The sequence below is a fragment of the Amycolatopsis sp. NPDC049253 genome (assembly GCF_040678995.1).
GTDB lineage: Bacteria > Actinomycetota > Actinomycetes > Mycobacteriales > Pseudonocardiaceae > Amycolatopsis.
Genome location: NZ_JBFAQX010000001.1, coordinates 417,921 through 441,519 on the forward strand (window position 1 = coordinate 417,921; position 23,599 = coordinate 441,519).

The 23,599-nt window shown below is 70.0% G+C and carries 19 protein-coding genes and 1 pseudogene; 15 read left to right on the forward strand and 5 right to left on the reverse strand.

The annotated features are described in order from the left end of the window. Positions 1-277: 277 nt before the first annotated feature. From AB0K15_RS02135 to lanKC, 3 genes are all read right to left on the reverse strand, one after another. Positions 278-1,906 carry an ABC transporter ATP-binding protein gene (locus AB0K15_RS02135; protein WP_364045349.1) on the reverse strand — a complete coding sequence of 543 codons (1,629 nt, stop codon included), beginning with the start codon at positions 1,904-1,906 and terminating at the stop codon, positions 278-280. Between the two features lie 985 nt (positions 1,907-2,891). Further along, positions 2,892-3,044 (reverse strand): SapB/AmfS family lanthipeptide, encoded by a 153-nt coding sequence (locus tag AB0K15_RS02140; RefSeq protein WP_364044467.1) that lies wholly within the window; start codon positions 3,042-3,044, stop codon positions 2,892-2,894. Between the two features lie 32 nt (positions 3,045-3,076). Next, positions 3,077-5,623, reverse strand: a complete 2,547-nt coding sequence (gene lanKC / locus AB0K15_RS02145) for a class III lanthionine synthetase LanKC (protein WP_364044470.1) — start codon at positions 5,621-5,623, stop codon at positions 3,077-3,079. Positions 5,624-6,056: 433 nt separating this feature from the next. Here lanKC and AB0K15_RS02150 point away from each other — a divergent pair, with 433 nt between their 5' ends. The 4 genes and pseudogenes from AB0K15_RS02150 (at position 6,057) to AB0K15_RS02165 (ending at position 8,548) form a co-directional block, all read left to right on the forward strand. Then, positions 6,057-6,422 carry a hypothetical protein gene (locus AB0K15_RS02150; RefSeq protein WP_285970947.1) on the forward strand — a complete coding sequence of 122 codons (366 nt, stop codon included), beginning with the start codon at positions 6,057-6,059 and terminating at the stop codon, positions 6,420-6,422. A 22-nt stretch (positions 6,423-6,444) separates the two neighbouring features. Then, a complete protein-coding gene (locus AB0K15_RS02155) occupies positions 6,445-6,816 on the forward strand; it encodes a hypothetical protein (protein ID WP_360602422.1) in 372 nt (123 codons plus the stop codon). Between the two features lie 173 nt (positions 6,817-6,989). Next, positions 6,990-7,694 (forward strand): annotated as a pseudogene (locus AB0K15_RS02160) (trypsin-like serine protease). A 473-nt stretch (positions 7,695-8,167) separates the two neighbouring features. Beyond that, positions 8,168-8,548, forward strand: coding sequence for a DUF427 domain-containing protein (locus AB0K15_RS02165; protein ID WP_364044473.1), 381 nt, complete (start codon positions 8,168-8,170; stop codon positions 8,546-8,548). A 56-nt stretch (positions 8,549-8,604) separates the two neighbouring features. On the opposite strand, the gene AB0K15_RS02170 is transcribed toward AB0K15_RS02165, so the two are convergent. Further along, complete coding sequence (locus AB0K15_RS02170) at positions 8,605-11,946, reverse strand: phosphodiester glycosidase family protein (protein WP_364044476.1); 3,342 nt, start codon at positions 11,944-11,946, stop codon at positions 8,605-8,607. A gap of 321 nt (positions 11,947-12,267) precedes the next feature. Between AB0K15_RS02170 and AB0K15_RS02175 the strand changes: the two genes are divergently transcribed. Beyond that, positions 12,268-13,008, forward strand: coding sequence for an SDR family oxidoreductase (locus tag AB0K15_RS02175; RefSeq protein WP_364044479.1), 741 nt, complete (start codon positions 12,268-12,270; stop codon positions 13,006-13,008). A 44-nt stretch (positions 13,009-13,052) separates the two neighbouring features. Then, on the forward strand, positions 13,053-13,943 hold the full coding sequence (locus AB0K15_RS02180) for an SDR family oxidoreductase (RefSeq protein ID WP_364044482.1): 891 nt from the start codon (positions 13,053-13,055) through the stop codon (positions 13,941-13,943). A 61-nt stretch (positions 13,944-14,004) separates the two neighbouring features. Here AB0K15_RS02180 and AB0K15_RS02185 read toward each other — a convergent pair whose 3' ends face one another. Next, entirely contained in the window at positions 14,005-14,658 is a 654-nt protein-coding gene (locus AB0K15_RS02185; protein ID WP_364044485.1) for a hypothetical protein, read from the reverse strand. Between the two features lie 181 nt (positions 14,659-14,839). Between AB0K15_RS02185 and AB0K15_RS02190 the strand changes: the two genes are divergently transcribed. The 9 genes from AB0K15_RS02190 to AB0K15_RS02230 all read left to right on the forward strand — a co-directional run bounded on the left by AB0K15_RS02190 (position 14,840) and on the right by AB0K15_RS02230 (position 23,178). Further along, positions 14,840-16,051 carry a HupE/UreJ family protein gene (locus AB0K15_RS02190; protein ID WP_364044488.1) on the forward strand — a complete coding sequence of 404 codons (1,212 nt, stop codon included), beginning with the start codon at positions 14,840-14,842 and terminating at the stop codon, positions 16,049-16,051. Positions 16,052-16,172: 121 nt separating this feature from the next. Further along, positions 16,173-17,777 (forward strand): metallophosphoesterase family protein, encoded by a 1,605-nt coding sequence (locus tag AB0K15_RS02195; RefSeq protein WP_364044491.1) that lies wholly within the window; start codon positions 16,173-16,175, stop codon positions 17,775-17,777. An 88-nt stretch (positions 17,778-17,865) separates the two neighbouring features. Next, positions 17,866-18,918 carry a DUF916 domain-containing protein gene (locus tag AB0K15_RS02200; RefSeq protein WP_364044494.1) on the forward strand — a complete coding sequence of 351 codons (1,053 nt, stop codon included), beginning with the start codon at positions 17,866-17,868 and terminating at the stop codon, positions 18,916-18,918. 167 nt (positions 18,919-19,085) lie between these two features. After that, entirely contained in the window at positions 19,086-19,628 is a 543-nt protein-coding gene (locus AB0K15_RS02205; RefSeq protein WP_364044497.1) for an XRE family transcriptional regulator, read from the forward strand. Then, positions 19,625-20,344 (forward strand): glutamine amidotransferase, encoded by a 720-nt coding sequence (locus AB0K15_RS02210; protein WP_364044500.1) that lies wholly within the window; start codon positions 19,625-19,627, stop codon positions 20,342-20,344. The genes AB0K15_RS02205 and AB0K15_RS02210 overlap by 4 nt, the downstream gene beginning before the upstream one ends. A 118-nt stretch (positions 20,345-20,462) precedes the next feature. Continuing rightward, complete coding sequence (locus AB0K15_RS02215) at positions 20,463-21,167, forward strand: GAF and ANTAR domain-containing protein (RefSeq protein ID WP_364044502.1); 705 nt, start codon at positions 20,463-20,465, stop codon at positions 21,165-21,167. A 152-nt stretch (positions 21,168-21,319) separates the two neighbouring features. After that, positions 21,320-21,922 carry a helix-turn-helix domain-containing protein gene (locus tag AB0K15_RS02220; protein ID WP_364044505.1) on the forward strand — a complete coding sequence of 201 codons (603 nt, stop codon included), beginning with the start codon at positions 21,320-21,322 and terminating at the stop codon, positions 21,920-21,922. Positions 21,923-22,022: 100 nt separating this feature from the next. Next, positions 22,023-22,466, forward strand: a complete 444-nt coding sequence (locus AB0K15_RS02225; RefSeq protein WP_364044508.1) for a nitroreductase family deazaflavin-dependent oxidoreductase — start codon at positions 22,023-22,025, stop codon at positions 22,464-22,466. Positions 22,467-22,965: 499 nt separating this feature from the next. Further along, a complete protein-coding gene (locus AB0K15_RS02230) occupies positions 22,966-23,178 on the forward strand; it encodes an SAM-dependent methyltransferase (RefSeq protein ID WP_364044511.1) in 213 nt (70 codons plus the stop codon). The last annotated feature ends 421 nt before the right edge of the window (positions 23,179-23,599 follow it).

Below are 23,599 nucleotides of genomic sequence, written 5' to 3' on the forward strand. Positions count from 1 at the left end.
CTCCTCCGTGAACTGCTCGGACGCGTCTTCGCGTCGCCGGTTGGCCGGATTCCTGCCGCTGCGCCGGCCCTGCGGCTTCTGCTTGAGGGATGGGGTGGTGCGGAATGGGCAAGGGAGTGGTGTGCGGCAGAGGTTGTTGCCGGTCATCCCGCCGCCTTCGCGAGGTGTTCGGACGGGCCTTCGCGTCGCCGGTTGGCCGGATTCCTGCCGCTGCGCCGGCCCCGCGCCTTCTGCCGCCGGAGTGGTGCGGGTGTCGTGCGGCGGAGGTTGTTGCCGGTCATCCCGCCTCCTCCGTGAACACGGCGCGGTACCGCGGGTCCCGCCACAGGACGGCGTGCGGGGCGATGGCTCGGACGTGGCCGTCCTCGAGCCAGGCGACGGTGTCGGCGCGGGAGGCGAGGGCGGCGCGGTGGGTGACGACCACCAGGGTTCTCGCGCCGACGTCGGTGAGGACGGACTGTTCGGTGACAGTGTCGAGGCCGGCGGTGGCGTCGTCGAGGAGGAGCACGCGCGGGTTGTGCACGATGGCCCGCGCGAGGCCCACGCGCGCGGCTTCCCCGCCCGACAGCGGGGTTTCGGTGAGCGGCGTGTGGTAGCCGCGCGGCAGGCGGGTGATGACGTCGTGGATGCGGGCGGTGCGGCAGGCCGCGCGGACGGCGGTGTCGCCGGCCCAGCTGCCGTAGCCGACGGCGTCGGCCACGGTGGTGCCGAGCAGGTGCGGTCGGGCGAAGCCGTAGCCGACCACGGCGCGGAGCTCCTCGGGGCGCAGCGTGGTGAGGTCGCGGCCGTCGAGGTGGGCTTGGCCGGCGTCGGGAGTGGTGAGACCGCCGAGGAGACTGACCACAGTGGACTTGCCGGAGCCGGATTTCCCCACGATGGCGGTGAACGTGCCGCCGGGGATGGTGAGCGTGGTGGGGTGCAGGGCGCCGTGGACGGTGGCGTTGCGGAGGGTGAGCGTCCCGTTTCCGGGCAGGAGGCTGAGCTTGCCGCGTTCGGGGGTGGGGACGTCGAGCACCTCGGCGACGCGCTGGGCGCAGCTGCGGGCCCGCGAAACGGTGGTGAGCAACGGAATTTGCGTCACCAGCCCCATGCCGAGCGCGACGTAGCCGAGGGCGGCGAGCACGTCGCCGACCGTCAGCCGGTGTTCGAGCACCCCGAACCCCGCCGCGGTGAGCGCCGCCAACTCCACGGCCGGCAACAGCAACGCGGCGCGCCACACCATCTTCGCCTGCGTCCGCCACATCCCGCGCCCCGCGAGACTGAGACGCGGCAACGGTTTCAGCACGCGCTCCGCCTCCTGATCCGCGGTCCCGGACGCGGCGATCGTGGCCAATCCGGCGTTGGCGTCGAGCAGCCGCGCCGCGAGCTCGCCGGAGACGCGCTGGTAGGTGAGAACGTCGTCGGCGGTGTTCCTCAGGTGCGACCTGGCGAGGAGGAGCGCCACGGGAATGCTGCCGAGGAACACGAGCGCGAGCCGCCAGTCGAGGACCGCGAGCAGCACGACGGCCCCGACGGAGATCACCGCCGCGGACACCAGCTGCACCACGACCGGCACGATGCCGCCCGCGCCCACGGCGTCCCCGGCCATCCGGCTCACGGCGTCCCCTTCGGCGAACGGGGTTCTCGTCTTCTGGGCCAACAGCCGGTCGATCATCCTGCGCCGCAGCCACGCGCCGGCGCCACTGGTGACCCTCACGACGACCACGCCGCCGACCACATCGGCCACGATCTCGGCCCCACCGACCACGACCAGCCAGGCGACTTGCCGTAGCGCGCCTTTACCGCCGATCACGGCATCGGTGGCACTCGCCAACGCCCCGGGCAACAACAAACTCGCCCCCACCGCCACGAGCCCGACCACGACGAGCACCCCCACCCGCCACGGGTCCCGCTTGGCGACTTCCACCAAGAGCCGATCCCCGGGCGCCGTCGGTTTCGCCGCCTTCCTCGCCCTTCGCCCGCGGCGTGCCGCCGGCTGTGGCAAGTCGGCAGGCGGTTTGGCTTCTTGCCGCACGGCTCCGTCAGGTGCCGGCCGTCGTCGTGCCGCTCGGCCTTGGCGTGCCGCCGGCTGTGGCAAGTCGGCAGGCGGTTTGGCTTCTTGCCGTTCGACTTCGCGGCGTGCCGGTCGGGCGGCACGGTTTCGTCGTGCCGCCGGCTGTGGCGAGTCAGCGCGGGAATCGGCAACTTGCCGTTCGGAGGCGGTGCTTGCCGGCGGTTGAGGGGCCGGGGAGCGGCGGCGTGCCGTTGGCTGTGGCAAGGGCGAGCGGTCTGTGGCAACTTGCCAGGCCACCGGTGAACTTGCCGAAGCAGGAGGGGTGGCGCTGACGGGGCCGGTGGTGGGCACCGTGTCGACGGGATCGTCGGAAGGCGCTCCGTACCCGGGCATCTCACTCCTCGTCCAACGAGTCCAACCAGCCCAGCGAGCCAAACCGGGCCCAGCGAGCATCCAGTCCAACCAGCCCAGCGACCCCAACGACGCCAGCCCAGCGAGCCCAGCGAGCCAACGAGTCCAGTCCAACCAGCCCAGCGAGCCAACGAGTCCAGTCCAACCAGCCCAGCGAGCCAACGAGTCCAGCCCAACCAGCCCAGCGAGCCCAACGAGCCAACGAGTCCAGCCCAACCAGCCCAGCGAGCCCAACGAGCCAACGACTCCAACCAGCCCAACCTGCCGCCAACCGCCCAGCAGAACCTGCCGAACCCGGTGACCAACCCGCGCCACCGGGGCAGAATGGTGAGGCGGGAGCGGCGCACTTGGCCTGCGCCGCTCCCGCACCCGGTCCGTGACGCCCCGACGCAAGGCACCCGAGCGCACCGAGGCACCCGAGAACACCCAACCGCCGAACGAGCGTCAGAAGGTCGACAAGGATCGAAGGGTCAGTAGGTCAGCTAACTCAGTGGCAGGTCAGCAGGCTGAGCGTGCTGTGCGCGCACGACGCCAGCAGGCTCAGGTTGCTCGGCGCCCCGTGACCGTGGCCGTGGCCGCCGCGGTGGCCTTCGAGGGCTTCGGGGGCTTCCAGGGCCTGCAGGTCGAGAACCAGTTCCATGGTGATCCCTTCTCGTGTTCTTCCGCCGGCCATCAGCGGCCGGAGGTGTGGGGGGACGGCGTGGCGCCCAGGAAAGGCAGCACCTCCGTGCCGTCCAGCAGGGCCGACAGCGCGAGCAGCACGCCCGCGCTCCCGGTGTTGACGTCGGTCGACAGGCGCAGCAGCTGGTTGCCCGGGAAGGCCAGGCCGCCGCGGAACGGGACGGCGTGCCAGGCCAGGCGCGCCAGGTGCAGGTCGATGGCCGAACGAACTCGTGCCGACGGCGAAGCGTCGAACGACAGCGCCGCCATCAGCCCCGCACGTCCGTGCAGCAGCCCGGGCTGGATCACGAACTCGCCGCGGCAGGCCTCGCGCAGCGCGGGCAGGCTCGAACACGCCGACGCGGAAGGCGAAACCCGCGCGAGCTGCTCCAGCACCAGCAGGATCCCGGCGCTGCCGATCCCCGCGTAAGGCAGCGTTCGGCGCTCGCCGTCGCGGACTTGCAGGGAGCCGTCGTCCGCCGTGGCGCATTCTTCGAGGTCGCGGCGCAGCGCCTGGTCCGCGAACGACAGCCACGCGGGCTCACCGGTCCGCTCGTACAGCCGGATGAACAGCAACGCCGGCCCCGACCAGCCGCTCAACAGCCCCGCCCGCGCGAACTTCCCCGGCGGCGCGGCCGTCTCCAGCGTCTCGGCGAGCCGCACGGCGGTGGCCAGCGCCTGCCGCCCGTACTCGTTGTCGCCGCGCGAAGTCGCGAAGTGCAGCTGCGTCAAGGCGATCCCCGCGAGCCCGCCCTCGAACGCGTGGTCAGTGGTCTGGTCCACCAGGGCCCGGGATCCGGCCAGCAACGCCGAAGCCGCGTCGTGGTGGCCGAAGTGCTCGAGCACGTACGCGATCCCGTGGCTGCCGTCGAGGAACCCCGGCCGTGCGGGCGGTTCGCGGCGCACGGTGTCGAGCAGCCATTGCTCGTGATCCGGGAACCGGCCTGCCCCGGCCACGTCCAGCGCCCACAGCACGCCGGCTGCGCCGAAGCCGAAACACGCGCCGCCCACCCGGAACTGCTCGATGTCACCCGGGAACAACCGGTCCAGTCGCGACGGCGTGGCCGAAGCCAGCACACCCTCCACGATCTGCTTGCGCACGAGCGTCCAGTCGGGCCGCTCCTCGTCGAGCGCGGTGTGGGTCACGCCGACGCCCGGTGAGCCCAGCACCCGCACGAGCTCGTCCGCGTACCCGTCGGACAGCCCGAACCGTCGCTGCGCGAACTCCGCGGCACCCCGCAGCTTCGCCGGCGCCAGCTCCAGCAGCGTGGCCAACGGCAGGAACAGCCACAGCCGCAGCATCGCCAGCGCGTACCGGTCGATGTCGAACCCGTGCCGGTCGGCCGGCGCGCGGAAGCCCGGCGCGCCCAACGCCGGCCGCGAACCCGAGGCGACGTCGAACGCCATCTCGAAGTCGATCAACGAGACTGTGTCGTCGTCGGCCACCAGCACGTTCAGCGCGTGCAGGTCGCCGAACACCACCCCGCGTTCGTGCAGGTCGGCGACGATCCGCTCCACCTGAGCGAGCACCCCCAGCGCCCGGTCGCGGTACGCCAGCAGGTCGGCCTCGGCGCTGTCGCGGCGCGTGAGCGGGTAGTGCAGCGCGAGCCAGCTGCCCAGCGACGTCCCCGGCATCCGCTGCATCGCCAGGTAGTGGTGCTCCCACACGGTGAAGCGCTCGTACGCGTCCGGAACGCCCGGAACGTCCGCCAGCCGCTGCAGCACCTCGTGTTCACGCTGCAACCGGTCGACGGCGTCGACCAGCTCACGGTCCAGGCCGGCGTGGGGCCGGGCCTCCTTGAGCACGACCGGCCGGCCGTGCTCTTTGTGCTCCGCGAGGTACACGCCGCCGCCGTTGGAGAAGTGCAGGGAGCTGGTCACGCGGTAGGGGAACTGCCCCGGATCGCCGCCTTTGCGCGCCGCGAGGCTCGCGTCCAGGCACGCCGGAATCTTCACCCAATCGGGTACCGAGAAAACGGGCTCACGCCGGTCGGGGACGGGTGTACCGTCGGGTTTGCGGATCGCGAGAACTCGTGTGCCGTCGTGTTCCACCCATTGTTCGGCGAATCCGCCATAACGTACGTATAACGGCCCGGATTCGTAACGAAGGTCGCTGAGCACATAAGCGCCGTGTTCGCCACTCAGTCGCTCGGAAAGATCTTGAAGAACCCGCGCCAGTTCGCACTCGTCGAGCGGATAAAGCGTGATCAACTTGCCGCTTCCGTCGCGAGGTGCGTATTTCGAATTCCGCGCCAGGAGGATGGTCCGGGACCGCAGGTGCTTGAACGCCACGCGACGGTCCACGCAGTACTCGTGCACCGCCGCCAGCACGCGGTCCGCATTGTCCATTCCGGCCGAAACGTGGACCTTCCAGCCCTGTTCCGGCAGGTCAACGCCCTGCGGATGCAGCACGCGCCAGATGCCGCGGGTGCCCACCGTCCACATCGGTCCCGGCGCCGGCAGCCCGGCGGCGAAGTCGTCGGCGGCTGCTCCGGTTTCGCGTTGTTCGTCGAAGAACAGCGGATCCGCGAAGCAGAACGCTTCATACCGCATGTCCATGAAACCGCACCCTCCGCGTACTTCCGCACTCCCTGACGAGGAATATTCCCGCACGCCGGAGGTGCACAGGCCAATCCGCCAACCCGGGGGTTCGGCTGGGCTGATCAGGGTAGACAGAAGTGCCGCCGGAGTCCGAAACCGGGGACCCTGTGTGATTTCACGGATTACTCGACCACTCGGTCGTGGTGTAACACCCGGTGCCGCGCATTGTTCATGCAGGTCCGGCTAAGTGCGGCATAACTGTACCGTGAAATTGGCAGAATGCCATCAACGGATTCCGGTGTCCGATTTCGCCGGTCGCGTGGAGCTGGGGGAGGGGCTCAGTCCACAGCGGACCGACGGTCGTGGCGCCGGCCACGTCGGCCGCCCTCGGCGAACAGCCCCGGAAACGCGAGCGGGTACGTTGTGGCCAGCGTGGCAGAAGGAGGAACGGGTGATTCTCGGTTTCGCGGTGGCGGTGGCGGTGTGCGCACTGCTGGTCGCGCTGTGGAGCTTCGTGCAGGCCGCGCGCAAGCGCCTGCCGGACACCCCGCTGCTCGTCGCGCTCGGTGTGGTGGAGGTGCTGCTCGTCGCCCAGCTCGTGGTCGGCATCGTGCTGCTCGCGAGCGGTGAGAAGCCCGGCAGCCTCGCCACGTTCCTGGCCTACCTGATCGGCTGCCTGGTCGTGCTGCCGGTCGGCGCGGCGTGGGCGCTGGCCGAGCGGAGCCGGTCGAGCACGGTCGTGCTCGGCATCGCCTGCCTGGCCATCCCGGTGATGGTGCTGCGACTGAACGAGGTGTGGAGTGGAGCAAGCGCGTAAGACGGCCACGGGCCCGGGCCGGGTGCTGGTCGCGGTGTACGCGATCTTCGCCCTGGCCGCGACCTCGCGCGCCGGCGTCCAGATCGGCACGAAGTTCCACGAAGCGCCGCTGGCCTACGTGCTCTCGGCCTTCGCCGCCGTCGTCTACCTCCTCGCCACCTTCGCCCTCGCCAAAGGCGGCGAACGCTGGTGGCGCGTCGCGCTCGTGGCGTGCAGCGTCGAGTTCCTCGGCGTGCTGACCGTCGGCACGCTCAGCATCTTCGACCGCCAGGCCTTCCCCGACGCCACGGTGTGGTCGGTCTACGGCCAGGGCTACGTCTTCATCCCGCTCGTGCTGCCGCTGGTCGGCCTGTACTGGCTGTGGCGGACCGCGCCCAAGCGCGTCGCGGCCTGACCGGCCTCGGAAACACTACGCAGAACTGCGCGTAGCCGTCGATCCTGCGGAAAACAGGTACCCCCCGGCTACTTTCGTCGGTTCCGGCATCCGGACAAATCGCCTGATGATCAGGGCCTCTCCGAGTCCCCACCGGAACCCCGCGGCGAGATCCGCCGCAGAAACGAGCGAACATGCGTCTGCGCACGTGTTTGATGCTGCTCGCGTCGGCCGCGCTGGCCGTCGTCGGCGCCTCTCCGGCCCTCGCCTCGCCCGACCAGCCCGCGATCATCGGCGGCGGCAATGCCTCCAGTGCCCCGTGGGCCGCGCGGCTCTTCGTGAACGGCCAGCAGAACTGCACCGCCACGATCATCGCGCCGCGCTAAATCCTCACCGCGAAGCACTGCGTCGCCGAGTCCGGCACGTACACCTTCCGCATCGGCAGCCTCGACCAGACCACCGGCGGCACCACCGCCACGGCCGACTCGATCACCAAGTACCCGGGCGTCGCCGACCTGGCCATCGCGCACCTGTCCACCTCGGTCAGCGCCACGTACTCGCCCCTCGGCCGCACCGGCGACGTCGCCGTCCGCCAGACCGCCCAGGTATACGGCTGGGGCGCCACCAGCCAGTGCGGCTCGGAGATCAACTGCCAGTCGCGCCTGCTCAAGGTCGCCGACGTCCGCGTCAACTCCATCACCTGCCGCGACTACACCGGCGGCATCGCCGTCTGCGCCAACCGCGGCACGGGCATCACCGCCGGCGGCGACTCCGGCGGCCCGATGTTCGCCTCCGGCCGCCAGGTCGGCGTCGCCTCCACGAGCGATCGGTCGAACAACACCGCCTACACCAACATAACGCAGTACCGAAGCTGGATCTCGCAGGTCGCGGGCGTCTGACGGACACCCGCGACCGAAGCGACCGACCAAACCTGGGCCGGCGCCGTTCCTGCTCGCCTTGGGCCGCGTCGGGACGAACCCGCGTCGGGACGAACCCGCGCCGGGACAAACCCCCGCCCTCCCGAGGGGGGCGTCCCCGAGTCCATTCTATCGCCCGCCCCCGACAAAAACCCTGGTGAGGAGCAGGTGAGAGCCAGTTGTCCACAACCCGGCGGAGTGATTGCGGCGGCTGCGGCGCGGCCAGTTAGGCGGAACGCCATCAGCCGACCAAGGCGCACTCACCCGGCCGCGTGTGCGGATCTCGGCACGCAGGCTGCCGCTCGTGCTGAACGGTTGCCGGCATTCGACCACAGGGCACGGGCCACCCAGTGCCGCGTCGATCAGGCCGGTCTCCTGAAGGTGCGGGCCCGGGAAGGGTCCGCGGCCCTCAGCGGTTATCACTCGAGAGAAGCCGCAGCGGAACGAGGAGACCCATGTCCCAGGCAACGCAGCAGAAGATCCCCGGCCCCGACCACCCGATCACCGTCGAGGTCAACCCGGCCCGTGTGCTCGTGAAGCTGGGCGACACGGTCATCGCCGACACGACCCGCGCGCAGGTCCTGCGCGAGTCCACGTACCCGGCGGTGCAGTACATCCCGCGGGAGGACGTCGACTTCGCCGCCCTCGCGCGGACCGAGCACCACACGTACTGCCCGTACAAGGGCAACGCGTCCTACTACTCCCTGACCCCGGCCGGCGCGCAGGGTGACAACGCCGTCTGGACGTACGAGGAGCCCTACGACGCGGTGTCCCCGATCAAGGACCACCTCGCGTTCTACGCGGACCGCGTGTCGATCGAGGAACTGCCCGCCTGACCCACGAAAAAAGCCGGGCGCGCCCCAAAAAAACGGAGCGCGCCCGGCAACAGAACTCAGCGAGTCACAGTCAGCGACGCCGACCCCGTCACGCCACCGCTGGTCACCGAGATCGTCACGGTGCCCGCCCGGCGAGCGGTGATCTTGCCCGTCGTCGCGTCCACCGAAGCGACGCGAGAGTCGCTCGACGACCACACGTGCGAGGCCGGATCGGCGATCGGCATCGTGGCCGCGGGGAGGTTGTCCCCGCCGACCTCGGCGCCGGTGGCCGAAGCCACCGCCGAGGCGCCCACCTTCAAAGAGGGCACCGTCACCGCGATCGACGACAGCACCGGCTCCACCGAGAACTGCACGTCACCGCGAGCGGTGTGCAGCAGCACGAAGTGGTAGATGCCGCCCTCGTCCGAAGGCGCATACGCCGGCATGCCGAGGTCCGCGATCGTCAGCTGCGGGATGCCCCCGGCGGCCGGCGACGTCGGGTTGCCCAGCGGGTCGATGACCTGGTCGGCGAACCCGCGTGCGTGGCCGTAGAGCATCACCACGTGCTTGTCCGGGTGCGTCTGCTGGTAGCGCTGCACCAGCCGCACGTACATGCGCGCTTCCCACCGGTCGCTGAACTGGCTGTTGGCCACCGGGTGCGGGTCGTACGCCGGCATGTGCGTGGTCACCAGCACGGTCTGCGACGAAGCGTCCGTGAGCTGCTTGACCAGCCACGGATACTGCGCCTCGGCCGGCGACTGGAAGGCGTCCGACGACTGCAGGCTGCCGTGCGCGTTGTCGGTGACGATCACCTGCGCGTCGCCGGCCTGGTACTGGTAGTGCGTGGCCCCGAAGACCTGGGCGAAGTTGCCGTTCTCCGGCAGCACGCCCTGGCTGATCTCGTGGTTGCCCACCACGTCGTGGTACGGCACGCCCAGCGCGGCGATCTTCTGCTGCGCGAACTGCAGGTCGGGCACGGCGCCGTCGTCCGACATGTCACCCAGCGCCTGCACCGAAGACGGCCGCGCCTGCGAAGGCAACGTCGGGAGCCGGCCCTTGATGGTGTCCATGACGTTCGACGACGCCGAACCCGGGTCGCTCGCCACCAGGTGCGCGTCGTCGCCCAGCAGCATCGTCAAGCCCGAACGCGAGAAGTCCGCGGCGCTCTCCGAGAACTTCAGCCAAGACGGGTTCTGCGGGATCGCCTGGTACGGCGGCGTGACCAGCGGACGCGGTGAGTACAGCGCCTGCAGACCGCTCACGTTCAGCGTGCCCGACGTCGTCTGGCTCGGGTTGATCGTGAGGAAGTCGACGAAGCTGATCCGCAGCGGGAAGTTCAGCCCCGGCGGCAGCGTCGCGATGGCCAGGCGCCAGTCCTGCCACGTCACCGTGGTCGGGTACAGCGTCGTGGTGGCGCCGTCGATGCCGATGTACGACTCGGCCAGCTGGATGCCGGTGCCGTCGCCCTTCACCCACACGCCGATGCCGGTCGGGTTCTGCCCGTCGGCATTGGCGCCGGCCGTGATCGTGGCCTTCGGCGACAGCACGAGCTGCTTTACGCCGGAGCCCGCGGGCATCGTGTATGTCAGCTGCGTCGAGGCCGAAGCCGTCGAACCCGGCGGGACCACGCCCGGGGCGGCGACCATCGTGGCCGGCTGGCCCGTGGTGTTGCGCAGGTTCCACGCCGACGGGTCGCTGAAGTCGTTGAGCTCCTGCGACACGCTGCCGATGGCCACGGTCGCGGTCGCCGTGGCGCCGCCGACCTTGGCCGTCACCTTCTCCAGGCCCGAGTTCACCACGTCCGCCGTGAAGACACCGGACTTGTCGACGCTGCCGAGCGACGCGTCGCTCACCGACCACGAAGCCGCGGCGGCGGGGATCGAGACCGCGGTGCCCGACGACGTCGAGCCGGACAGCGTGAACGTCTGCGTCCCGCCGTTGTTCAGGTCCGGGTCTGTCGGGGAGATCTGCAGCGACCCGAGCCGGTCGACGACCCGCAGCGGCTGCACGGAGACCGCGATGCCCGCGTGGGCGATCAGCACCCCCGTGCCGGCGTGGCCCGCGGTGAACTGGCCGTCCTTCCACGAACCGAGCGTCGATGGCACGACCTGCACGGAAGCCTTCTCGCGCGCGGGGTTGCCGAGCGAGTCGAGGCCGAACGCGGGGACCGGCACGGTCGCGCCGGGCGCGGTGTCCACGCCCTTTCCGCCGTTGACGACCATCGTGCGCGCGAAGCCGGGGGCCTGCTCGGTCGAGTAGAGGAACAGGCCGTTGGCGACGGGCCGCTCGTGCCCGTCCGACGGGTTGTTCATCACCGAGACGGCGGGGGCACCCGGCTTGCGGGCCACCATCTCGGTGGAGCCGCCGCCGTCGAAGAGCACGGCGTCGTACGCGCCGTGGGCCACCATGTAGCCCGCGACCTGCGCCGGAGTCACGCCCAGCGCCGCACTCGCGCCGAGGCGGCCGTCGAGCGTGGCGATGATCGTGTGCTTGCCGTCCTTGCTCACGCCGACCACGGTCTCGGGGTTGACGCCGCCCGGCGGGTTGCCGGTGGGGTCGTCGTAGACCGCGCCGTCCTTGACCAGCATGGTCGAGCCGGACAACAGCTGCTTGAGGCCGCCGGTGTCGGTCGTGACCGAGACCGAGTCTCCATTGTGGACGGTGGTCGACAGCCACGTGCCGCCCGCGCCGCCGCCGAGGAGGCCGAGCTGACCCTTCGGCAGGGCCGGCGCCGCGGTGACGCCCGTCTGCACCGAGTCGACGACGAACGTGCCCGCCTTCGTCTCGTGCCCGAGCACGAGTGTGCTCGCCGGGAGAGCCGTCGCGCCGCCGAGGTCGGGGGTGATCTCGGTGATGCCGCCGGACGCGACGTCTTTGACAACGTTGACAGAAGTCAGGGGAGTGCCGGCGGCGCCGTCCGTGATCGAGCCCTTGAAGGTCTGCGGGCCGAGCACCATGGTGCCGTCGGCGCGCACGCCGAGCTGCGCGTTGAAGTTCGGGCGCGGGCTCTTGAGCAGCTTGCCGTTCGTGATCACGCCGCCGAGCGGGCGGCCGCTGGCGTTGATCTCGAAGAAGTCGCCGTTGACGCCGGCCACCGCATGGGTGCGGGCGGCCATCGAGCCGACCGTCTCGTCGGCCGGGTTGGTGATCACGTCGCCGGCTTCGACCACGCCGAGGCGCACGTTGGGGTCGGCGAGGTTCACGTCGAGCACCTGGGTCTGCTGGCGGCCGCCGACGGTGTCGTAGGTCTCGGAGTACTGGGTCACGCCGCGCGTGACGGTCACCGGCGTCGTCTTCGTCTGGTCGACGACGATGCTCCAGTTCGCGGGAGTGGCCGGCAGCCACGGCTGGGGTGCCGCGGCCTCCGCCGTTCCGGTGGCCCCGAAGGTGACCACGCTTCCCGCGAGCAGAGCGGCCACCACCGCGCTGCTTCTTCGACTGCGTTTCAAGACAGCTCCTCGTTCCGGTGCACGGAGATGTGCGCACGTCACCACAGCACCGCTCCGTGAAAACAAGATGTCCCGCCGTCGGCGCGCAGGGGTGCGGCAGGGAACGGGCGGTGCCGATCCGGGCGAAACGCCGCGTGCGTTGTGCCACACCAGGGCGGATAGCGCAAGTAACGCTGACCCGTACCCGTGTTACCCACGTCATATCGCTGATACGGGAATGCTCTAGCGCGGATACGGGTTAAGTTGTAACGTCGGTATCACCAGAACGGAACACGGATACGGAGAACGAAGATGACTGAGACCACCACCCCGCGCGTAGCGATCGTCACCGGCGGTTCGGGCGGTATCGGCGCCGCTGTCGCCAAGCGGCTGGCCGCCGACGGCATGCAGGTACTCGTGCACTACTCCGGCGGCCGGGACCGCGCCGACGCGGTCGTCGCGGAGATCACCGCGGCCGGCGGAGTGGCTACCGTGGGCAAGGCCGACATCGCCGACGAGACCGAGGTCGCGGCTCTGTTCGACGAGGCGGAGAAGCGCTACGGCGGCGTCGACGTCGTGGTGCACACCGCCGGGATCATGCCGCTGTCGCCGCTGGTCGACCTGAAGCTCGACGACCTGGACCACATCCACCGCGTCAACATCCGCGGCACGTTCGTCGTCGACCAGGAGGCCCTGCGCCGCATGCGGAAGGGTGGCGCGCTGATCAACACCTCGACCTCGGTCACGAAGCTGCAGCAGACCGGCTACAGCGCGTACGCCGCGTCGAAGGGCGCCATCGAGGCGATGACCCTGATCCTGGCGCGTGAGATGCGGGGCCGCGACATCACGGTCAACACCGTGTCGCCCGGCCCGACCGAGACGCCGCTGTTCACCGAAGGCAAGTCGCAGGAACTGATGGACCGCATCGCGTCGCAGGTGCCGGCGGAGCGCCTCGGCCAGCCCGAGGACATCGCCGAGGTCGTCGCCTTCCTCGCCGGCCCGGGCCGCTGGGTCAACGGCCAGAACATCTTCGCCAACGGCGGAGCCATCTGAGCCACCCCCGTCCCGGGCAACTGCTGCTTCGAAGGAGAACTCCCATGTCCCAGACCATCGTCATCACCGGTGCTTCCAGTGGCTTCGGCGCCCTCACCGCCCGCGCGCTGGCCTCCCAGGGCCACACCGTCTACGCCGGCATGCGCGAGACGATCGGCCGCAACGCCCCGCAGGTCCAGGCCGTCGCCGACTACTCGGCCGAACACGGCGTCGACCTGCGCGCCATCGAGCTGGACGTGAACTCGCAGGACTCCATCGACGCGGCTGTCGCGCGGATCGAGGCCGACAGAGGCACCATCGACGTGCTGATCCACAACGCCGGCCACATGGTCACCGGCCCGGCCGAGGCCTTCACGCCGGAGCAGCTCGCCGAGCTCTACGACGTGAACGTGCTCAGCACCCAGCGCGTCAACCGCGCCGTGCTGCCGGGCATGCGCCGCCGTGGCGAGGGCCTGGTGGTGTGGGTCTCCAGCTCCAGCGTCAAGGGCGGCACTCCGCCCTACCTCGCGCCGTACTTCGCCGCGAAGGCCGGCATGGACGCCCTCGCGGTCAGCTACTCCACCGAGCTGACCCGGTGGGGCATCGAGACGTCGATCGTGGTCCCCGGTGCGTTCACCTCGGGCACCAACCACTTCGCCCACTCGGGCCGCCCGGCCGACGACGCCGTGGTCGCCGACTACGAGACCAAGTACGCCGGCCTGATGGAGCAGGTCTCGGGCAAGCTCGCCGCCCTCGAGCCGGCCGACGCCGACGTCTCCTCGGTCGCCGCCGAGATCGCCCGCATCGTCGCCCTGCCCCGCGGCGAACGTCCCTACCGCGTGATCATCGACCCGTCCGACGACGGTTCGGCCGAGGTCTCGGCGGTCGCCGACCGCATCCACCGCGAGTTTTACGAGCGCATCGACCTTCCGGATCTGCTCACGATCCGGAAGTGATCCGGCCGGGAGGGACCGAGCCCGAGGGAGGGGAGCCCCGGCTGCCCTCCCTTCTCCGTGTCTACTTCAGCCGGATGACGATCCCCGTGAGTCCACTCAGGACGCTCGCCACTCCGGCCCGCACGGCTGCCGCCGCCCGGGCCGGCGTGAAGGATGCCGGGTCGTCACCCGTAGCGGTGGTGAGTCCGGAGCCACGGAAGGTGGCGCCCGCCCAGTTGGCCGCGGTGACGTTGACGGTCGGTTCCGCGATTTCCGCGCCGAGCACGAGGAACTGCCGGTTGAGGTGGCTGGCGGTGACCACGGTGATCGCGTCGACGAGCTCGCTGCCGGCCGTGATGATGAGGTCGGGGGCGAGGTTCATGGCGTCGACGATGCTGTCGGTGTGGTGGAGGGGATCGTTGGCCGTGACGACCTTGAGGCTCACCTTCTCCTGCGAGGCCCAGTCTTTGACCGCGCCGACCAGGGTCTTCGTCTGCGGGTCGTCGCCGGCGGTCAGGAGCACCACGCGGTAGCCCGGCGCCGGGTGCACGGCGTCCCACGAGCCCGGCCGGGGCGTGATGGTCGCCTCCGGAGTCGGTGGCGTACTGGTGAAGCCCTGGCCGAGCACCCCGACCGCGGTGGGCGCGGGGTGTGGTCCCGACCAGTCGTCGGTGGCGCCGCATCCGCTCAGCAGCACTGCCGTCAGTGCACCGACGACCACGAATCGTGAACGCAAGCCGGATCGTCCTTTCGGGGCAGTGGTGCGCAGGTCGGTGTCCTTCCTACCCGATCGCCACCCGTTTCCGGTGCGCCGCTTTCTTCTGTCGGAATCCGGTCGCTGCATGTTCGCCCGCTCTCTGCCGTTTGTTCGCCTGGGCCCAGCAAAGTGCGGGCGAGCAACCGGAAAGAGGAAGTCCATGCCCCGCCCCCGCAGACGTTTCGCCCGCCTGGCAGTGGTTTTCGCATTCGCCTCGCTGGCGGTTATTCTCGGTACCTCCACCGCCTCGGCGCACGGGTTCACCTCGGTCGTCTACGCCGAGGTCACCTCACCCGGGTCCGGGCAAGTGCGCGCGGAGCTGGGGCTCGAATACGACCTGCTGGTCGTGTCGGCCGCTGATTACGAGCACGACGACCCGCTGTTCGAGCAGAGCACTGCCGCGTTCGACGCGAAAGATTCCGCCGCACAGGCGAAAGCGCTCGACGATCACGCGGCCACGGTGCTCAAGTACGTGACGGAACGCTTCCACGTGAGCACGGAAAGTCCCTGCACGCCAACGAAAGACGGCGGTTTCCGCATGGAGCAGCGGGAAGGTGTGCCCTACGCGCTGCTCGACCTCGACTACCGCTGCGGCAGCGCCGCTGCCCACGAGGTGCGCAGCGCGCTGTTCCCCGACGCCGAGGGTTACGTCCGCGACACCAAGACCGTCGTCACCTACGACCTCGACCTGACCTCGGGCAGTGCCGCGCTCGACGCGCACCAGTCGTCGTTCTCGACGCAGCAGTCGTTCGGCGAGCGGTTCTGGGAGTTCTTCCGGCTCGGCGCGGAGCACCTGCTCACTGGTCTCGACCACATCCTCTTCCTGCTCGCGCTCATCGCCGGCTCCCGGCGCCTGCGTGAGATCGTGCTGGCGGCGACCACGTTCACGCTGGCCCACTCCGTCACCTTCGTGCTGGCGGCGCTCGGCCTGGTCACGGTGCCCGCCGCGATCATCGAGCCTCTCATCGCCCTCTCGATCGCCGTGGTCGCGGCCTGGCCGCTGTGGCGGCTGTGGCGGCGCAAGGTCAACGGCGTCGAGGACGACCTCACCGGCGAAGGCCACTTCAGCCTCGACCGCACCGGGTGGATCCGGCTCGCCGTGGTGTTCTGCTTCGGGCTCTGCCACGGCCTCGGGTTCGCTTCGGCCCTGGGGATCGACACGGCGTGGTCTTGGACACTCCTGTGGTCGCTGCTCGTGTTCAACGTCGGCATCGAGACGGTGCAGCTGGCGATCATCGCGATCGTTTTCCCACTTCTCGTGCTGATCCGCCGCCGCGCGACCTTCGCTCCACAGTGGACGACCGGGGTCATCGCCGCGGCCGTGTCCGTGATGGGGCTCACGTGGTTCGTCGAGCGCATCGCGGCGGGCTGACCACGTAATTCCTGGGTGGTCCACCCGTCCTTCCGGCGAAGTTCACCTAACGCACACCATGGGCGGAAACGCTACTAATCGGTCTTCCCGACCCATTGACCCGAAAGGGAAAGCACATCCGATGAAACCTTCCAGATCCGGGCGGAACCTCGCCTTCGGCATCGCGACGGTGGGCGTGAGCCTCATGCTGGCGTTCGGCACGGGCTCGGCGACCGCCGCCACGTGGACGCCGACCCCGCCGGCCAAGGCGAACACCATCGTCCTCGGTGTCGGCGCCAAGGAATCGCAGCGCGTGTTGTCCTGGTACACCGACACCAACGCCGACCAGACGGTCGAACTGGTGCCGACCAACTGGCTCAACCACGGCAAGTTCCCCACCAACGCCAAGAAGTTCTCGGCGGTCATCGGCAGCAACGCCGTCAACGGTGGGTTCAACGCGCACGCCACGCTCGACGGCTTGCAGCAGAACACGGCGTACTCCTACCGCATCGGCAACGATGACGGCTGGTCGCCGACGTACTCCTTCAAGACGCAGTCCTTCAAGGGCGACTTCGACTTCCTGTTCTACGGTGACCCGCAGATCGGTTCGTCGGGCGACGTCGCGAAGGACGGGGCCGGCTGGGCCGACACCCTGAACGTGTCGCTGGCCGCCAACCCGAAGGCCGAGCTCCTCGTGTCGGGTGGCGACCAGGTCGAGACCGCCAACACCGAGGCCGACTGGGACGCGTTCCTCGGCTCGGACAAGCTGCGCCAGTACCCGTGGGCCGCCACCATCGGCAACCACGACGTCGGCGGCAAGGCCTACGAGCAGCACTTCTGGACGCCGAACACCGACCGTTCGACGCCGTTCTACAACGGCTCGCAGAACACGAACTCCGGTGGCGACTACTGGTACACCTACAAGGGTGTGCTGTTCATCGACCTGAACAGCAACGCCTACGCCAACAACGCGGACGAGGCGCACATCGCCTACGTCACCGACGTGATCAAGAAGCACGGCAAGGACGCCAAGTACACGGTGCTCGTGTACCACCACTCCATCTACTCGCCGGCCGACCACGCCAACGACGGTGACAACCAGCTGCGCCGCCAGGACTTCCCGACGGCGTTCTCGAACCTGGGTGTCGACCTGGTCCTGCAGGGCCACGACCACAGCTACTCGCGCAGCTACGTGATCAAGAACGGCAAGAAGGCCAACCCGGCCGAGCAGCCCGGCGCCACTTCGGTGGTCCAGGGCCCGGGTGGTGTCGTCTACGTGACGGCGAACTCCGCGTCGGGGTCGAAGTACTACGACCTCACCGACCCGGACACCACGAAGGACCCGAACTACGGTGCCGACCCGCTCAACCCGGACAACCACTGGGCCAACTCGGTCGAGAACCAGGAGCACGTGCGCACGTACGTGAAGGTCCAGGTGCGCGACGACAAGCTCGAGGTCCAGGAAGTCCGCAGCGGCACCTGTGCCGCTCCGAACGCCGCCGTCGAGCGCGGCAACGTCAAGTGGTGCGGTCCGCACGAGGGCGCTTCGCCCGCGGGCAAGGTCGGTTCCGTGATCGACCAGGTCGTCATCCACACCAAGGGTGACAACGGCCACGGCAACGACGGCCACAACGGCGGTGGCAGCAGCAACGGCGGCCACGGCAACGACGGTCACGGTCACGACGGTCCGTGCTGGGTCAGCCAGACCCTCGGCAAGCTCGGCTCCACGCTCACCGCGTTGAGCTGACTCGCCTGATCCACCAGGCAGGGGCGGGTGCTCGCCGGCGCCCGCCCCTGCCGCCCCTCCGTTCTGCCCACCTGCCCGAGGACTGCACATGCGTTCCACGCTCACCCGCGCGCTCGCCGCGGTGCTGCTCGCCGCCGGGTTCGCCGCCACCACGGCGATGCCCGCCGCCGCCCAGGACACCGCTTCCCAGGACACGGTGCCCTGGGCCGTCAGCACCGCGGACAACGAGTTCGGCGCCGATCGCGTCAACTACGGCTACACCGCCGAGGCGGGGGAGCAGGTGCACGACGGCCTCAAGGTCGTCAACAACGGCACCGCGCCGCTGGAGCTGGCCGTGTACACCGCGGACGCGTTCACCCGGCCCGACGGGCAGGTCGACCTCCTCGCGCGCGACAAGAAGTCGGTCGGCGTCGGTGCGTGGGCGCGCGCGGCGAGCGACCACCTGAAGCTGGGACCCGGCGAATCGGCCGACGTGCCTTTCACGATCGCCGTCCCGGCCGGCACCAAGGCCGGTGACTTCCTGGGCGGCATCGTCACGTCGGTGCAGCAGGGCACCGTCGAACGCCGCCTCGGCATCCGCATCCGCCTGCGCGTGGGCGGTGACCTGACGCCGGCGCTGTCCGTCGAGGACGCGCACGTCGACTACTCGGGCACGGCGAACCCGTTCGACACGGGTGACGCCACGCTGTCCTACACCCTGCGCAACACCGGCAACGCGATCACCGCCGCCCGCCAGAGCGCCTCGGTCTCCAGCTTGTTCGGCGCCTGGAGCGCCCCGGCCGCCGCGATCGCGGACTCGCCGCAGCTGCTGCCGGGGGAGACCTGGCACGTTTCGGTGCCCGTCCACGGCGTGGTTCCCTCGGTGCGGGTGGCCGCCGACGTCTCGATCACACCGCTGCTCACCGACGCGTCCGGCTCCGTCGCGCCGCTCGCCGTGGTGACGGAGCCGGCCGGCGGCTGGGCCGTTCCGTGGACGTTGCTCGTCGTGCTGGTGTTGCTGGTGCTCGTTGTCGTTCTTGTGGTTCGGCGGCTGCGCAAGCGCCGGGCGGCCTCGGCGGAAGGAAGCCCGGCTGCGGTTCCCTTCGCGGAGTCCGAGACCGCGGCGGCCGAACCTGCCGAGTCCGAAACCGCCGTGTCCTAGGGGCTCGGGCAGCGGCGTGATGTCGCACGACGAGGCGGGCATGCGCAACGAGCCGCCGTCGTCGTCGCCCCAGCGCTCGATCACGACGGCCATGACCATGACACAAGGTTTCCTATTGGCAACTATGTATCATGATGAGACGATGGCCAGGTGAGAGGCTGCGACACGTGAGGACCCTGCGGATGCTGCGCCAGGAACGCGGCTGGACGCTCGACGAGCTCGCCCGCCGCACGGGCCTCACCAAGTCGTACCTGTCCAAAGTGGAGCGAGGCAACAGCACGCCCTCGATCGCCGTGGCGATCGGCCTCGCGGAGGCCCTGGGCGTCGACGTCACCCAGCTCTTCGGCGACGCACGGGACAGCGCCAACCTCGAGGTCCGCCGCACCGGCGCCGCCGCGGATCCGACTGTCCCCGACTCCGGTTCGAGCTTCGTGCACCTCGCCGGCGGCGTGGTCGGCAAGCAGATGCTGCCGTTCCTCATCCACCCGCCGACCGACGAGGTCGAGTGCCTCTACCGCGCCCACTCCGGCGACGAGCTCATCCTGGTGCGCTCCGGTGAGATCGAGATGCGCTTCCCGGACCGCACGGAACGCCTGGCCGCCGGCGACTCGGTGTACTTCCGCGGCGGGATTCCCCACTACGTCAAGTCGATCAGTCCCGAGCCCGCCGAGGTGCTCGTGGTGATCGCGGCCCCGGAGGAGCAAGCGTGACCAAGCGCGCGTCGGCGGTCCGGCACGTGGCGTTCGAGGACCTCGGTGTCCTCGAACCGCTGTTGCTCGCCCGCGGCTACACCGTCGACTACCTCGAAGCCGGCGTCGACCCGATCACGCCGGAGCTGCTGTCCACCCCGGACGTCGTGGTCGTCCTCGGCGGCCCCCTCGGCGTCGGCGACACCGGGTCGTACCCGTTCCTGTCGGCCGAGCTCGCCTCGATCACCGCGCGGCTCTCGACCGGCCGCCCCACCCTGGGCATCTGCCTCGGCGCCCAGCTCATCGCCACCGCCCTCGACGCCGACGTCACGCCGACCGGCAAGAAGGAAATCGGCTACGCCCCGCTCGCGCTGACCCCCGCCGGCCGGGATTCGATTTTGTCCCCTTTGGACGGTGTCCCCGTCCTCCACTGGCACGGCGACCAGTTCGCCAGCCCCGCCGGCTCGACGACCCTGGCCGAAACCCCCGGCTTCCCCCACCAGGCCTTCAGTCCTGCCCCGGGCACCCTCGCTCTCCAGTTCCACCTCGAAGCCGACCACACGCGCCTCGAACCGTGGCTCATCGGCCACACCTTCGAACTCACCACCGCGGGCGTCGACCCCCGCACCCTCCGCACCGACGCGACCACCCACGGCCCATCTCTGGCCCACGCGGCGCACACGGTCTTCACGACGTGGCTCGACGAAGCCGAAGAGGTACTCGCCGGCCCTGCGTGACCAGGTAAAATCGCGAAAGTTCCGTTGGGATCCCAGCGGCTTCACGGAGGCCGGCGGGAACGGAACCCCGCCTGCACGGGCACGACAGGAGACAGGCGGAGTGGATGAGGAGACGAAGATGTCGGAAGAGCTCGACGAGCTCGCCGAGGCCATGCACGGCCTCACCCGCGCCCTCGAGGACGACGAGCAGGGAACCGCGCTCTTGGAGGTGATCTGCGCCGAAGCCGTGCGCGCCGTGCCGGGCGCCGACATGGCGAGCGTGACCGTGATCCGCTCGGGCAAGGGCGAGACGGCCGCGACCACCGACTCGCGCGCCACCCAGGTCGACGCCGCGCAGTACGCCGCCGGCGAAGGCCCCTGCCTGCAGGCCGCCGACACAGGCGAGATCGTCCGCCTGTCGCTGCCCGCCGCGGACTACCGCTGGCCGGAGTTCACCGACGTCGCCAAGGAACTCGGACTCGGCAGCTACCTGGCAGCCCCCCTGCGCATCGACGAGGACCTCTCCGGCGCGCTCAACCTCTTCGGCTTCGGCGACCACGGCTTCCGCGAGCTCGACAGCCAGCTGCTCAAGGTCTACATCACCATGGTCGCCTTCGGCCTGCGCACGCACGCCCGCTACCGCGCCGCTCGCAGCCGCGCCGAACAGCTCGACCACGCGATGCGCTCGCGCGCCGTCATCGAGCAGGCCAAGGGCATGCTCATGGCCATCCACCGCATCGACGCGGACGAAGCGATGGAACGCCTGATCACCGAGTCGCAGACGACCAACACCAAACTCCGCGACATCGCGGTCCGCTTCGTCACGACGGTGTCCGACCGCTGAGTCACCGCGCCGCGGCCGCCGGCGAAACCGGTACCGCGGTCGACGGGACCGTCCACAGTAGCCAAGCCGCGGTCGTCCCCGGCCGGCTCCGAACGCGTGGGGATCTCGCGACGTCCACCCTGCGGTGATCTGCGACGGGTAGCGTGCCGCTCGTGGAACCCATCGCGATCCCCCTGGGCGGCCCGCGCGAGGAGCGCGCCGACGCGGCCCGCAACCGCGCGCACCTGATCGAGGTCGCACGCGCGATGGTCGCCGAGCTCGGCGCCGACAAGGTCACGATGGACGGCCTCGCTGAGCGCGCCGGCCTGGGCAAGGGCACCGTCTTCCGCCGCTTCGGCACGCGGGCGGGCATCTTCCTCGCGCTGCTCGACGTGGAGGAGACGGCCTTCCAGGAGCAGATCCTCAACGGCGCGCCCCCGCTGGGCCCGGGGGCGCCGGCCGTCGAACGCCTCGTCGCCTTCGGCCACGCGCGCATGGAGTTCCTCATCGAACGCACGGCGCTGGCCCGCGCGGCGCTCGACCCGGGGCAGCCCGTCCCGGTCGCGGCGAGCCCGTCGCTGTTCCACGTGCAGATGCTGCTGCGTGAGGCCTGCCCCGACGTCCCGGAGATCCACGCGCTGGCCCTGCAGCTGACGGCCGCGCTCGAAGGCCCGCTCCTGCTCTACTTGCGCGCCTCGGACGGCACCGCCCCCGCCACGATGCCGCGGGACCTCGCGGCCGGCTGGAAAACCCTGGTCGAACGCGTCTGCGGCTGATCTTCGCCGTGAGTGTCGCCGCGATCACGCCCGGCGCTCGAAGCGGGGTATAGTCCGCTTATGGATCTCAGGATGAGGCCCCGACACGAAAGGTGCGGACATGCCGCTGACCGGCGAATACGAGCCGAGCCCCTTCGATTTCAGCCGTGACCAGGCGGAGCTGATCGAGTCCTCCGGTGGCCGGGAGGGCACCGCCCACCCCACCGGCGAACGTGTCGTCCTGCTCACGTCCGTGGGTGCCAAGACCGGGAAGCTCCGCAAGACCCCGCTGATGCGCGTCGAGCACAACGGCGAGTACGCCGTGGTCGCCTCGCTCGGCGGCGCGCCGAAGAATCCGGTCTGGTACTACAACGTCGTCGCGAACTCCCACGTCGAGCTCCAGGACGGCCCGGTCAAGAAGGACTACGAGGCCCGCGAAGTCCACGACGCCGAGTACGCCACCTGGTTCGACCGCGCCGTCGAGGCGTGGCCCGACTACGCCGACTACCAGACCAAGACCACCCGCAAGATGCCGATCTTCGTCCTCAGCCCGATCGAGGCCTAACTCCCTCGACGCCGCGGTGAGCCCGAGTCCCTGGCCCGCCGCGGCGTCTTGCGTTCGATGGCCGGAACTGCCCGTCGCACGGCACGTTCTGGACCCATCGCCCGGGCATCGGCGGCGGTGGGAACCCACGCGCCCGCGATCAGCGCCGGCTCGTGGAGTGTGTTGGGAGTGCCTTCGATGTCCTCAGCGTTGCCCAGCGCGGCGTCCCCCGCTGCCGCCCGGAAGCGGTGGTGGGGGCTGAAGCGTGGCCGTTCTGTGCTGGACGCCACCGGGGTTGGGCTCCTCGGGACGTGGATACAGCTCCCATCACTGGGAGTCGCGAGCGGCAACGTCGCCGACTGACCGCGTGTAGGACGGGAGGAACACGCGTGACCCTCACCCGTACGGCCCCACCCTTCAGAACCGGATCGGCGCTCAGGCTGGTGGCCGCCGATCCGGTGTCCTGACCCTTACGGCAGCCCGCGACGGGCGTTCCACCCGGGCCGCGTACGGTCGCGCGTTGCTGGACGACAACGACCGCACGCGCTACCTCGAAGCCGACTTCTTCGGACCCGAGAGCATTCTCGACGACGACCTCGTGCGCGCGCACCTGGACTGGGACCGGCCGATCGCCGTCCTGTTCGTCGCGACCCTGCACCACCACAAGGGTGAGCGCGGCCGGCCGGCCGAGGTCACGGCCGAGTTCGTGAAGCGACTGCCCTCCGGCTCGTAAGTCGTCATCTCCCACGTCGTCGACACTGTTCCGCGAGACCGAGCTCATCGCGCCCGGGCCCGGCCGCACTCCGGAGATCGTGCCGCTGATCGATTGGTGGCCGGACGGCCCCTTCCTCACAGAACCCAACATCGCACAGCGGATCATGGTCGGCGCAGTGGCCCGCAAACCCTGAACCGCGGCGCGTCGCGGTTCACCATCGGTGCGGTGAGGTAGCTGAGACCTGACCTCGCGTGCCTCGGGGTTGTGTAGCCGATGAACACTGGAACGCGCCGTTGCCGAACAGTACGAACACAACGTGGGCGCCTTTGCCTGGGAGCGGCCAGCGCGATAGAGCCTGTTGAAGCCAGTTTCGCCGCACCAAATCCCATCGTGACGGTCAGGGAGTGTGGCGATGAGGCTGGACAGCGCTTGCCGATCA

What these genes read in the sequence shown, in the direction of transcription:
- AB0K15_RS02140 (WP_364044467.1), bottom strand. Translation starts at nt 3,044, where the DNA reads ATGGAACTGGTTCTCGACCTGCAGGCCCTGGAAGCCCCCGAAGCCCTC.
- AB0K15_RS02180 (WP_364044482.1), top strand. Translation starts at nt 13,053, where the DNA reads ATGTCCCAGACCATCGTCATCACCGGTGCTTCCAGTGGCTTCGGCGCC.
- AB0K15_RS02195 (WP_364044491.1), top strand. Translation starts at nt 16,173, where the DNA reads ATGAAACCTTCCAGATCCGGGCGGAACCTCGCCTTCGGCATCGCGACG.
- AB0K15_RS02175 (WP_364044479.1), top strand. Translation starts at nt 12,268, where the DNA reads ATGACTGAGACCACCACCCCGCGCGTAGCGATCGTCACCGGCGGTTCG.
- AB0K15_RS02200 (WP_364044494.1), top strand. Translation starts at nt 17,866, where the DNA reads ATGCGTTCCACGCTCACCCGCGCGCTCGCCGCGGTGCTGCTCGCCGCC.
- AB0K15_RS02215 (WP_364044502.1), top strand. Translation starts at nt 20,463, where the DNA reads ATGTCGGAAGAGCTCGACGAGCTCGCCGAGGCCATGCACGGCCTCACC.
- AB0K15_RS02190 (WP_364044488.1), top strand. Translation starts at nt 14,840, where the DNA reads ATGCCCCGCCCCCGCAGACGTTTCGCCCGCCTGGCAGTGGTTTTCGCA.
- lanKC (WP_364044470.1), bottom strand. Translation starts at nt 5,623, where the DNA reads ATGGACATGCGGTATGAAGCGTTCTGCTTCGCGGATCCGCTGTTCTTC.
- AB0K15_RS02165 (WP_364044473.1), top strand. Translation starts at nt 8,168, where the DNA reads ATGTCCCAGGCAACGCAGCAGAAGATCCCCGGCCCCGACCACCCGATC.
- AB0K15_RS02225 (WP_364044508.1), top strand. Translation starts at nt 22,023, where the DNA reads ATGCCGCTGACCGGCGAATACGAGCCGAGCCCCTTCGATTTCAGCCGT.